Here is an 11471-nt window from a genome sequence, read left to right as displayed (position 1 = left end):
ACCGCGCTCGCGATCGAGGTCGAGATCGACGAGATCTGGCCGATCGTCGCGCCGATCTCCTTGATGGCGGCGACCGATTCGGCGGTCGCGCCTTGCATCCCTGCAATGTGCGAGGAGATCTCGTCGGTCGCCTTTGCGGTCTGGCTCGCCAGCGACTTCACCTCGCTCGCCACGACCGCGAAGCCGCGGCCGGCTTCGCCGGCGCGGGCGGCCTCGATGGTGGCGTTGAGCGCGAGCAAATTGGTCTGCTCGGCAATCGCGGTGATCAGCTTGACCACCTCGCCGATCTGCTGGGCGGCATGCGACAGCTTGCCGATGCGGCCGTCGGTCTCCTTGGCCTGCATGACGGCAGCCTCTGCGATGCGGCTGGAATCGCGCACCTGGCGGCCGATCTCCTCGACCGAGGCCGACAGCTCTTCGGTCGCGGTCGCGACCGACTGCATGTTGGAGGAGGCCTGCTCGGAGACGCCGGCGACCTGGCTCGACAGGCTCTGCGTGGTCTCGGCGGTGCGGGTCAGCGTGGAGGCCGCCGATTCCAGCTGCACGGCCGAGGCCGAGACGTTGGAGACGATGGCGCCGACCGCGCTCTCGAAATCGTCGGCAAAGCGGATCAGCTCGGCGCGGCGGCTTGCGGCCTGCTCGCGGTTCTGCACTTCGCTCGCGGCGGCGTCGCGTTCGGCCTTTGCAACGGCCTGGATCTTGAATTCCTCGACGGCGCCGGCCATCTCGCCGATCTCGTCCTTGCGCCCCAAGCCCGGCAGCACGACGTCGAAATTGCCCGAGGCGAGCTCGCGCATCGCCTTGCACATCGCGATCATCGGCCGCGAGATGCCGGTGGCGAGCAGGAAGGCGAGGACCGCGCCGAGCAGCGTGCCGCCGACGGCCAGCATCAGCACCAGCTGCTCGGTCTGCCCGATGGTCGCCTCCGACTCCGAATCGAGCCGCTGCTGCTCGGCGACGAGGTCCGCCTTCATGGCGCTGGCTCCTTGCTGGATCGCACCAGCCGAGCCGCTCATCTCGGTGACGAGGTCATCGACCAGCTTGGCGTTGGCGATGAGCTTCTCCAGCGCTTCGCGATAGGCTCCGAGAATGGTCTTGGCGTCCTTCAGGCCAGCGACGATCTTGTCGTCCATGGAATAGACAGCACCGAGCGAGTTCTCGACGAATTTGAGCCGTGCCAGCGCGCTGGTCGCGATCGCCTGGTCGGACGTCAGCACGAAATTGGTCGCCGCTGCGCTCGCAGTCTGGAACTGGGCGTTGACCTGCTTGGTGCCGAACTCGATCGCCTGCGCCTCGGAATCGGAGGCATTGTTGCCGATGTCGTCGAGCTTGTACTTCAGGAGGTTGGCCTGGCGCTGCAGCTGGTTCTGCACCAGCAACGCGTTGTCGCGCTTGGCCTGGAGCACCTTGGCGAAGGTCGCGGAGAAGTTGGAGAACTCCTTGGCGAGCTTGTTAAGGCTTTCCTGCCGCGCCGGCTTCTTAGCGCCCTTGACGGCCTGGTCGACGGCGTTCTTCAGGCTGGCCTCGGCGTCGAGCGCCGCCTTGGCGTCGTCTTCCTTGCCGGTGACCACGAAATATTTGACGGCCGAACGATAGGCCAGCAGCTCGCGGTCGATGTTGCGGGCGAGATCGGCCTCCGACACGCTGCTGCGGTACGATCCGACCCCGGAGGCGACCCGCTCGAAGCCGAAATAGGAGAAGGCCATGCTGCCGGCGGAGATCACCAGCACGGCGGCGAAGCCGAGGATGATTTTTGCGCGGAACCTGAGGGTCGGAAAAAGTGCACGCTTCGACGGCGACGCGGTACGCCCGGACATTCCCAACCCCCAGCTCATGTTCTTGCAGCATTCTGCGGTCCGGAAGCAGCCCGTTCCGAACCATGCGCAAAATTAGGGCAGAATCCTCAAGGGGTGGTAAATCCGTCCGGCCTTTCGGAGAGCGGGCGCCGTGTTGCGGCTCACCGGAAAACGCCTTACTCTCGAATACTTATCAGGCATTTGGCATTAGACCGAGCCTCGAGGGAGAAACGGAGTGGGGCAAACCGATTTCCGGTTTGGCGGTGCGTCGGGCGTTGCCGTGGCCAAGTCGAAGGCCGCGAGCGTCGATGAGGCCGTGGCCGAGCTCGCGGCCCAGCTCCCGTCCGACGGGCTGGCGCTGCTCCTGGTGTTCCTCTCCCCCAGCTACGATCCCCATCGCTTCATCGCCGAGATCAGCCGGCATTTCGACGACACACAGGTCTGCGGTTGCACCACCGCAGGCGAGCTTGCCCCCGACGGCTGGGACGAGAACAGCGTCGTGGCGCTGGCGTTCAGCCGCGCCGACTTCTCCGCGGTGGTTCGGCCCATCTTCAATCTCGACAGCTTCCGCGTCGAGGACGGCCGCAGGATCGGCGGCGAGCTCCGGCACGAGCTGTTGCGGGCCACGCCGCAGGTCGAGCGCGGCAGTCCCTTCGGCTTGGTCCTGATCGACGGCCTGTGTCGCCGCGAAGAAGCGGTGATGTCCGCGATCTATGCGTCGCTGGACGATATTCCGGTCGTCGGCGGGTCCGCGGGCGACGGGCTGCGCTTCGAGAAGACGTTCGTGTTCTTCGACGGCAAGGCACACGGCAATGCCGCCCTGCTGATCCTGCTGAATACCTCGTTGCCGTTCCGCGTCTTCAAGTGCGACAATTTCGAGCCGCAGGCGCAGAAGATGGTGGTGACCGAGGCCGACATCGAAAACCGCACGGTCCGCGAGCTGAACGCCGAGCCTGCCGCGCAGGAATATTCGCGCGTGGTCGGCATCATAGACGCCAAGCTCGATCCGTTCTCCTTCGCCTCGCATCCGGTCCTGGTCCGCGTCGGCGGCGCCTATTACGCGCGCTCGATCCAGCGCGTCGAGCCGGACGGCTCGCTGCACTTCTTCTGCGCCATCGACGAGGGCATGGTGCTGACCGCGGCGACGTCGCGCAGCCTGGTCGGCGCGGCCCGCGAGACGTTCGCCGACATCCGCGACCAGATCGGAGACGTCTCGCTCTATATCGGCTTCGAGTGCCTGCTCCGCCGGCTCGATGCCGAGCAGCATCAGCTCGCCCGCGACATGTCCGAACTGTACCGGCAGAACCGCGTGGTCGGCTTTCACACCTACGGCGAGCAGTTCGGCTCCATGCATGTGAACCAGACCTTCACGGGGGTTGCGATCGGAAGGCGCCCGTCGTGACGGACATGTGGCAGGGCCCTGATGCGGTCGACCAGCTCAGGCGCGAGGCCGCCAAGCTGAGGAAGATCAATGCCGCGCTGATGTCGCGGGTCGAGCGCTCGATGGACCAGCAGCTCAATGCCTTTTCATTGTTCGAAACCGCCATTGCGCTCGACCACAAGGTTCGCGACCGGACGCACCAATTGCGCGAGGCGCTGCATTCGGTCGAGCGCGCCAATGAGGGGCTCTATCGTGCCAAGCAGCAGGCGGAAGCGGCAAGCTCGCTGAAATCCTCGGTGCTGATCTCGGTCACCCACGATCTGTTGCAACCACTCAACGCGGCGCGCCTGACCCTGTCCGCGCTGACGGAGATGATGGAGTCGCAGGAAGCGGGTGTGCTGATCGACCAGGCGAGCCGCTCGCTGGTGATGCTGGAGGACCTGCTGCGCTCGCTGCTGGAGATCGCCAAGCTCGACGCCGGCGCACTGAAGCCCGACGTGCGCGCGATCGCGCTGGCGCCCCTGTTCGAGCAGCTCCGCAACGAATTCGAGCCGGTCACCGCGCGGCAAGGCCTGTCCTTGCGCATCCGCAGCTCAAAGCTGGCGGTGAGGTCGGATGCGATGATGCTGCGGCGGATCCTCCAGAACCTGCTCGCCAATGCCATTCGCTATACCCGCAGCGGCGGCGTCGTGATGGGATGCCGGCCGCGCGGCGGCCAGATCTGCGTCCAGGTCTCCGACACCGGACCCGGCATCGCGCAGGCGCAGCAGGAGGCGATCTTCCGCGAATTCCAGCGCGGTGATGCCACGGCGGCCGACCAGGCCGGCTTCGGGCTCGGCCTCTCCATCGTCCGCCGCTTCGCAAGCGAGCTCGGGCACGAGGTGCGGCTGTCGTCGCAGCTCGGCAGGGGATCGACCTTCACCCTGGAGCTGGAGCCGGCCGACCTCGCTGACGTCGCCGACGAGGTGCAGGAGGTCGCGCCCGCCGCGCGTCACTACGATTACAGCGGGCTCGAAGGCGCCAAGATCCTGCTGATCGAGAACGATCCGAACGGCTCGGAGGCGATGGCCGCGCTGCTGGAGGGATGGGGCTGCGACGTCGCGACCACGCGATCGGGCGCGGACGCGCTCGTGCGCCTCAACGAGCTCGGCGGCGCGCCCGATGTCGTGATCGCCGACCTCCATCTCGATCACGGCGAGAGCGGCCTGTCGGCCATCACCGACGTGCGGGAGCATTTGAAGCTCGACGCGCCCGCCATGATCATCACCGCCGATTATTCCGAGCAGGCGGCGAAGCAGGCGAGCCTCCAGGGCCTCGAAGTGCTGAAGAAGCCGATCAGGCCCGCGGAGATGCGGGCGCTGCTGTCGTTCCTGCTGAGCTGAAGCCGCACTTGGCGCACATCAAAAGTTGAAAACAACCCCATGCACCGTACCGGTAGCATCTTACAGCATGATATGGCTTTGACGTGTCGTTGAATTAGCTGCCTGAGACAAGTCCCGCGTGGCAAAAAAAGCGGGATTCTAATCACTGCCGATCCGGCGGAGCATGCTCGCGCCGTGCCGGAACGCCCTCGCTGGCCAGCGTCGCGAAATCGATCCGGGACATTTCAACGATGGCCTTGGTGCGGCTGAGCACGTTGAGCTTGCGCAGGATGTCGGAGACGTGGACCTTCACCGTGGTCTCGGAGATATTCAGCTCGAAGGCGATCTGCTTGTTCTGCAGGCCGCGCTTGAGCATTTCGAGCACGCGCAATTGCTGCGGCGTCAGCTCGTGCAGGCGTTTCAGCAGATCCTGCGCGGGGCCGGCGGCGCGTTGCGGGCGGACCAGCCCGCGATAGGCGGCAGGGACACAGACCGCGCCGCGCAGCACCTCGCCGATCGACTGCGCCAGATCCTGCTTGGAGGACGATTTGAGGATGTAGCCGGAGACGCCGAGCGACAGGGCGCCGGACATGATCTGCGGATCCTGATGGCCAGACACGATGACGACCGGAATCCTGGGAAAGGCCTTGCGGATGCGGATGATCCCCGAAAGGCCTGTGGTGCCCGGCATCGACAGATCGAGCAGGATGAGGTCGAGCTCGGCAGCCGCCGCGGCCTGCTCGAGCGCACCGTCGACCGAGGTCGCCTGAAGGATCTCGGCGGCCGGCGCCACCAACTGGAGCGCGCCCTCGAGGGCCTCGCGAAACAACGGATGGTCTTCGACGATCAGAAATCGCATCACGTGTGAGCCATTCCTGGTTGATCGGCCAGAGGATCGACGGGGTCGACGTCGAAACGAGAATGTCCCGGCCGGATCAGACCGGCTTGATCCAGATCAAGCGGGATATTGCGCGTCATTGCGGCCGCCCGCGGTCGGCCCGCGCATAAGGCCGCGCCTTGGGATCCGGCAGGTCCACCTTGCCGATCTCGATGATCGCCTTGTTGCGGCTGAACAGGCCGAGCTTGCGCAGAATTTCGGTGATATGCGCCTTCACCGTGGATTCGGCGAGCTGAAGCTCCTGACCGATCTGCCGGTTCGGATAGCCGCGCCGCAGCAGTTCGAGCACGCGAAGCTGCTGCGGGGTCAGCTCGCGCAGCTTGACCTCGAGCGCCTTGCTGGCCTCGGCCCGGCGCCGCTGCGGCGTTGCGACGAAATCCTTCGGCACCGACACCGATCCATTCAGCACGCCCTCGATCGATTGCGCCAGCTCGCGCTTCGACAGCGACTTCGGCAGATAACCGGCGGCTCCCAGCTCCAGCGCCTCGCGGACGACGCGCTGGTCCTCCTCGCTCGACACGATGGCGACAGGCAGGCGCGGATGGGCCTCGCGCAAGCGCAGAAAGCCGGAGAAGCCGGTCGCATCCGGCAGCGAGAGGTCGAGCAGCGCGAGGTCGATGCCCTCGCCCTGCTCGGCCGTCAGGATATGAAGGGCATCCTCGATCGACACCGCCTCGACAATCCGCGCCTCCGGCAAGGCCAGCCGCACCGCATTGCCGAGCGCCTCGCGAAACAGCGGATGATCGTCGACGATCAGGAAGCTGGTCATGGCGCCTTCACAGGACTGCACCGCCGAATGCTGCACCGTATCGGCATCCGCCGCCGCAGCGGACGAGGCGGAACCATCCGACATCCGTCCGGCACCGGGATGGTGCCGGATGGACGCTACCACATCCTCCTGATCGGGTTCGGTCAAGACCGTTCAGTCGTTCGATTCGGTCTGGACCGTCAGCAGGAAGGAATAGATGCTGTCGAACTGGTCATCGGTATAGACCTCCTTCCAGGCCGGCATGCCCTTGTTCGGCCGTCCCTCGTGCACGGTCGTCCAGTACTTCTCGCGCATCTCGTCGCCGTAGCGGTGACGCAACAGCCGCAGATCGATCTTCCGCTCGCTCTGGATCGCGTCGGGACCGTGGCAATGCGCACAGGTTCCGTTGAAGATCTCCTTGCCGGCGCCGACGGCCTCGGCGCCTGGCGCGGCCGCGTCGCCCTTGGTCTCGGTCGCCACCACATTGGCGACCTGCACCACGCCGGCTCCGGTTCCCGTCCCCGTCGTGACCGCCGGCACCGCACCGAAGCGAACCGGCGCGCCGCTCGGCAAACCGTATTTCACGGCGAGCTCGCCGATCGTGCCCTGAAGCTGCGGCAGCACGGCATTGACGCGGTCGCGCAGCTCGGTCGAGGTCTTGGCGAAGCCGATGGCGGCATCCCATGACAGGCCCTCGCCCTCGGTGAGCTCGATCTGGTAGCGGCCGTCGTAGCTGGTCTTGTTCAGCCAGCCGGCGACCGGTCCCCAGATGAAGGCGACGTCGGCCCGGCCCTGGTCGAGCGCCTGCATGCCCTCCTCGGGCGACAGCACCGTCACCTTCTGGATGTCGTCGCGGCTCGCGAGCAGGTTTTGCGGCGTGCTAGCGAACTGCACGGCGACACGCTTGCCCTTGAGGCCGTCGATGCCACCGACCGCCGCGCCCTTGGCGGCCACGAGGGCATAGCCCTCCTTCGCAAAGGAGTCGGAGAAGATCACGGCAGGGCCCATGAAATCCTCGGACCGCGGCAGCCCGATCATGGCGTCGCACTGCTTGCCGAGCAGCGTGACGCGCACGGTGCGCTTGCCGAAATAGGATTTGTACCAGTCGTAGGCGATCGGCCGGCCGAGCGCCTGCGCCAGGGCCTGCCCGATCTCGACATAGAAACCCGGCTTCGACGAGCTGTCGCTCGAGAATGGCAGGTTGGTCGGATCGGCGCAGAGACGGAACGGCTGCGCTTCTTCAGCCTGCAGCGGCGAGGCCGGACCGATCAGCGCCGCGGCGGCACATGCGAGCAGGCCTGCGATGGCGCGATGTCGGCTCGCACCGGTGGCGGAATGATTCGAACGCATCCTCGTCTCCCTTGCGTTGGCTTTGTTGCGCCGGAACTTTGTTGAGCCAGGCGCGACGGCAGCAGGCACCTGCCGATGCCGCAGCTAAAGTCTGGAGAAAGCGCGCGCGTATCGTCACCTCGAGGATACGCGCGCGAGTTGTCACTGGACGGAGAACACGAAGAGCGAACCGCCCTCGGGGGCTGCGGCCGTCATCTTCTTTCCTACCTCGCCCAGGAACGCAGGCAGCGCAGCGGTGCGGCCGACGACGATCGCGACATATTGCTTGCCGTCGACCTGATAGGTCACCGGGCCTGCGCCGATGCCGGAGCCGAGATTCTTGCTCCACAGCACCTTGCCGGACTTCGCATCGATGGCGCGGAAGTCGCCATGGATGTTGCCGGCAAACACCAGCCCGCCGCCGGTGGTCAACGTGCCGCCATTGAAGGGCAGGTCTTCCTTGATCGACCAGACCTTCTTCTGCGCGACCGGATCCCAGGCGACGAGCTCGCCGAGGAAGCCGCCGGGGCCTTCCTTGGTCGGGAATTCGGCGCCGAGATAGAATACGCCGCGCTTGTAGGCGACATCGCTGACCGACCAGTCCATGCAGACGTTGTTGGACGGGATGTAGACGAGGCCGGTCTGCGGGTTGAACGACATCGGCTGCCAGTTCTTGCCGCCGATCAGGTTCGGACAGATGTCCTTGGCCGGATGATTCGGCCCGGGACGCTTGTCGGGATCCTCGACCGCGCGCATCGTGGCGACGTCCCACTTCTGGGCCCAGTTGGAGAACACGTATTTCTCCGCCGACAACACCTTGCCGGTCTCGCGATTGGCGACGAAGAAGAAGCCGTTGCGGTCCGCCTTCATGAGGGCCGGAACGGTGCTGCCGCCGATCTTGAGATCCGCGAGCACGGCTTCGTTGACGCCGTCATAGTCCCAGGCGTCGGCCGGCGTGGTCTGGATGTGCCACTTGATCTTGCCGGTGTTGGGATCGAGCGCGAGCGTCGAAGCCGTGTAGAGGTTGGTCAGCTTGCCGAAATTGCCGTCGCCGGTCGAACGCACCGCCGTGTTCCATGGACCGGGATTGCTGGTGCCCCAATAGACCGTGTCGCTCTTCGGATCGTAGGAGCCGACCAGCCAGGCCGCACCCCCGCCATGCTGGGCGGAATCGCCCTTCCAGGAATCGCCACCGGGTTCCTCCGGCGAAGGAACGGTGTAGGTCTGCCACACCTGCTTGCCGGTGTTGATGTCGAAGGCCAGCAGCGCGCCGCGCACGCCGTATTCGCCGCCGCCGAAACCGGTGATGACCTTGTCGCGCACGACGAGCGGCGGCGAGGTGATGACCGAGCCCTGCTTGTAGTCGACCACCTTCGCCGTCCACAGCGACTTGCCGGTCGCGGCATCGAGCGCCGTCAGCTTGCCGTCGAGGCGGCCGACGAAAATCTTGCCGTCGGCATAGGATACGCCGCGGCTGTTCACGTCGCAGCAGGCGTATTGCAGCACGTCCTCGGGAATGTCGGGCTCCCAGGTCCATTTGCGCTGCCCCGTCGCCGCATCGAGCGCATAGACGTATTTCGGACCCCACGAGCTCGAAACGTACAGCGTGTTGCCGACGACGATCGGCGAGGATTCGTTCGAACGCAGCGACGCCAGCGAGAAGGAATAAGCGAGCGTCAGCTTGCCGGCGTTCTCGGTGTTGATCTGCTTGAGCGGGCTGAAGCGCGTGTTGCCGTAATCGTGGCCGGCAACGGCCCACTGATTCGAATCGGATTGAGCCTTGAGCAGGGAGTCGTTGGCGCGAACGCCAGGTGTAACGGCGGCAAGCATCGCAATCGTGGAGATGCCGGCCAAGAAGCCCTTCGTTCCAAAGGTCATGTATCCCTCCGCGGTGTTGTTGTGCACGCCTCGTTGGGCGCCTGAGCGCGTTGCGCTCGTGATGGGCAGTTCGCCTGCGAGCCATCGTTCGAAATTACAGCATCGCCTTTGCGCGCTTAGTATAGGCGGAAGGTAGTAGTGCAAATCATTGGCGGCTTTCGCCGCTCATCTCGTTGTGGCGCCTCGCGTCCTGCTCGTATTTTGCAGCTCGAAATGCGCGCTCGAATGAAGGCAGCATCGCGCCGCGAGCGGAAGCCATAGCGTTCACTGCCGTAGGGTGGGCAAAGGCGCGCTTCTCGCGTGCCGTGCCCACCACCACTTTCGATCATGAAGAGATCGTGGGCACGCTTCGCTTTGCCCACCCTACGGCACTACGGCACCCCACCCGCCTCGCGCATCGATCACGATGATGGCGCTACCACGCCTGCAAAACTTTCGAAGAAGTTCGCGGCGAGTTTTCGCGACGTCGAGTCGATCAATCGCGAGCCGAGCTGTGCGAGCTTGCCGCCGATCTGCGCATCGGCCTCATAGTGCAGGATGGTGACGTCGGGCGCTTCTTCCTCCAGCCTGACCTTCGCGCCACCCTTGGCAAAGCCGGCGACGCCGCCGGCGCCTTCGCCGACGATGCGATAGCCGTTGGGCACATCGATGTCGGTCAGCGTCACCTTGCCGCTGAACGCCGCCTTCACCGGACCGACCTTCAGCACCACGGTCGCCGTCATCTCGGTCGGCGATGCCATCTCGAGCGATTGGCAGCCGGGAATGCAGCGCCTGAGAATTTCGGGATCGTTGAGCGCAGCCCACACCGTGGCCTTCGACGCCGGGATCCGTTGACTGTCGTTCATCTGCATCGCTTCCACCCTTGTTGCCGTTGCTTGTACGGCTCCACTAGGAGGGCGCGCGGCCACGTTCAATCGCCAGGAAGTACTAGTGCTGCTTTTTCGGACCGTTCACTCGTTGTCATTCCGGGGCGCGCCTCTTTGCGCGAACCCGGAATCCATTTCCCCGCGGACACTGCGGCCGGATGGATTCCGGGCTCCCTCGCTCCGCTCGGGCCCCGGAATGACGGAGTGGGCTGTACTGGCCGACGCGGCTTGACGGCGGCACTTCGCTGCACCGCCATAAGCAAAATCAAAGACTTAAGCCGTGACGTCCTACTACCAAGATCGCGATTACAAAGGCGGGGGCGCATGCTCCTATTCGCGCAACGAGCCAGGCATCCGAGGGAGGAAGGACGCACGACCGGACCGAAGTCCAGGGGCAAGGGGCCAGGATGACCACGGCACGCGCGACCAGGTCACGCGCCTATTATGATGGCAGCCGAGCACGCCATCGCAGAGGCTAGCTGCGACTTTCCGCGTGTCTTTCGCAACGTCGCAGCACGTGACGGCGGCGGCACGAGACACCGTGACCGAATCGCACATCGGCGACCGTCATCACGATGACCCTTCCATGACCGCGGTCAGCAAAAACCCAGTTGCAAAGTTTCGTTCGCGCTGTCTCTAATTAGAACCAATCAAAATCACTTTGGGAGGACTTCAAGTGTCTACAGTCAAACTGACGGTCAACGGCAAGGCCGTTGCTGTCGATGTCGAGGACCGCACGCTGCTGGTCCAGCTCCTGCGCGATCACCTCAACCTGACCGGCACCCATGTCGGGTGCGACACCAGCCAGTGCGGCGCTTGCGTCGTGCACATGGACGGCCGTGCGGTGAAATCCTGCACCATGCTGGCAGGGCAGGCCGACGGCGCCAACGTCACCACGATCGAGGGCATCGCCAAGGGCGACGAGCTGCACCCGATGCAAGCCGCCTTCCGCGATAATCACGGCCTGCAGTGCGGCTATTGCACGCCGGGCATGATCATGTCGGCGATCGACATCGTGCAGCGCCATGGTGGACAGCTCGACGAGGCGACCGTCCGCACCGAGCTCGAAGGCAATATCTGCCGCTGCACCGGCTATCACAACATCGTCAAGGCCGTGCTGGACGCGGCCGGCCGCATGAAGGTCTCGCAGGCGGCCGAGTAAGCGGCGCGCCTCGAACAAGTACCACCGTCGCAGCTGTCGATGGACAGCGGTC

9 protein-coding genes are annotated in these 11471 nt (G+C 65.1%); 3 read left to right on the top strand and 6 right to left on the bottom strand.

Going from position 1 to position 11471, the window contains the following annotated elements; translation table 11 throughout:
• On the bottom strand, positions 1–1817 hold a 1817-nt coding region (locus tag XI05_RS00425; RefSeq protein ID WP_271497796.1), incomplete at its 3' end, for a methyl-accepting chemotaxis protein.
• A 214-nt stretch (positions 1818–2031) separates the two neighbouring features.
• Here XI05_RS00425 and XI05_RS00420 point away from each other — a divergent pair.
• Positions 2032–3198, top strand: a complete 1167-nt coding sequence (locus tag XI05_RS00420; protein WP_271497793.1) for an FIST N-terminal domain-containing protein — start codon at positions 2032–2034, stop codon at positions 3196–3198.
• 5 nt (positions 3199–3203) lie between these two features.
• Positions 3204–4559 carry a hybrid sensor histidine kinase/response regulator gene (locus XI05_RS00415; protein ID WP_271498038.1) on the top strand — a complete coding sequence of 452 codons (1356 nt, stop codon included), beginning with the start codon at positions 3204–3206 and terminating at the stop codon, positions 4557–4559.
• Between the two features lie 142 nt (positions 4560–4701).
• Here XI05_RS00415 and XI05_RS00410 read toward each other — a convergent pair whose 3' ends face one another.
• The 5 genes from XI05_RS00410 to XI05_RS00390 form a co-directional block, all read right to left on the bottom strand.
• Positions 4702–5397 (bottom strand): response regulator, encoded by a 696-nt coding sequence (locus XI05_RS00410; protein WP_271498036.1) that lies wholly within the window; start codon positions 5395–5397, stop codon positions 4702–4704.
• A 115-nt stretch (positions 5398–5512) separates the two neighbouring features.
• Positions 5513–6205: a response regulator gene (locus XI05_RS00405; protein WP_172788317.1), complete on the bottom strand. Its 693-nt coding sequence runs from the start codon at positions 6203–6205 to the stop codon at positions 5513–5515.
• A 153-nt stretch (positions 6206–6358) separates the two neighbouring features.
• Positions 6359–7534, bottom strand: coding sequence for a c-type cytochrome (locus XI05_RS00400; protein WP_271497790.1), 1176 nt, complete (start codon positions 7532–7534; stop codon positions 6359–6361).
• A gap of 141 nt (positions 7535–7675) precedes the next feature.
• Complete coding sequence (locus tag XI05_RS00395; protein WP_246571711.1) at positions 7676–9391, bottom strand: PQQ-dependent methanol/ethanol family dehydrogenase; 1716 nt, start codon at positions 9389–9391, stop codon at positions 7676–7678.
• Positions 9392–9792: 401 nt separating this feature from the next.
• Complete coding sequence (locus XI05_RS00390) at positions 9793–10236, bottom strand: SRPBCC family protein (RefSeq protein ID WP_271497787.1); 444 nt, start codon at positions 10234–10236, stop codon at positions 9793–9795.
• Positions 10237–10933: 697 nt separating this feature from the next.
• Here XI05_RS00390 and XI05_RS00385 point away from each other — a divergent pair.
• Entirely contained in the window at positions 10934–11419 is a 486-nt protein-coding gene (locus tag XI05_RS00385) for a (2Fe-2S)-binding protein (RefSeq protein WP_025032739.1), read from the top strand.
• The last annotated feature ends 52 nt before the right edge of the window (positions 11420–11471 follow it).

Source organism: Bradyrhizobium sp. CCBAU 11357 (genome assembly GCF_028128865.1).
GTDB lineage: Bacteria > Pseudomonadota > Alphaproteobacteria > Rhizobiales > Xanthobacteraceae > Bradyrhizobium.
Note: the sequence above shows the minus strand (reverse complement) of the source record. Positions and strands in the feature narration are given on the sequence as shown.

Excerpts from the sequence above, each read along its gene's own strand:
- XI05_RS00415 (WP_271498038.1), top strand. The coding sequence starts at position 3,204 with ATGTGGCAGGGCCCTGATGCGGTCGACCAGCTCAGGCGCGAGGCCGCC.
- XI05_RS00410 (WP_271498036.1), bottom strand. The coding sequence starts at position 5,397 with ATGCGATTTCTGATCGTCGAAGACCATCCGTTGTTTCGCGAGGCCCTC.
- XI05_RS00405 (WP_172788317.1), bottom strand. The coding sequence starts at position 6,205 with ATGACCAGCTTCCTGATCGTCGACGATCATCCGCTGTTTCGCGAGGCG.
- XI05_RS00400 (WP_271497790.1), bottom strand. The coding sequence starts at position 7,534 with ATGCGTTCGAATCATTCCGCCACCGGTGCGAGCCGACATCGCGCCATC.
- XI05_RS00395 (WP_246571711.1), bottom strand. The coding sequence starts at position 9,391 with ATGACCTTTGGAACGAAGGGCTTCTTGGCCGGCATCTCCACGATTGCG.
- XI05_RS00390 (WP_271497787.1), bottom strand. The coding sequence starts at position 10,236 with ATGAACGACAGTCAACGGATCCCGGCGTCGAAGGCCACGGTGTGGGCT.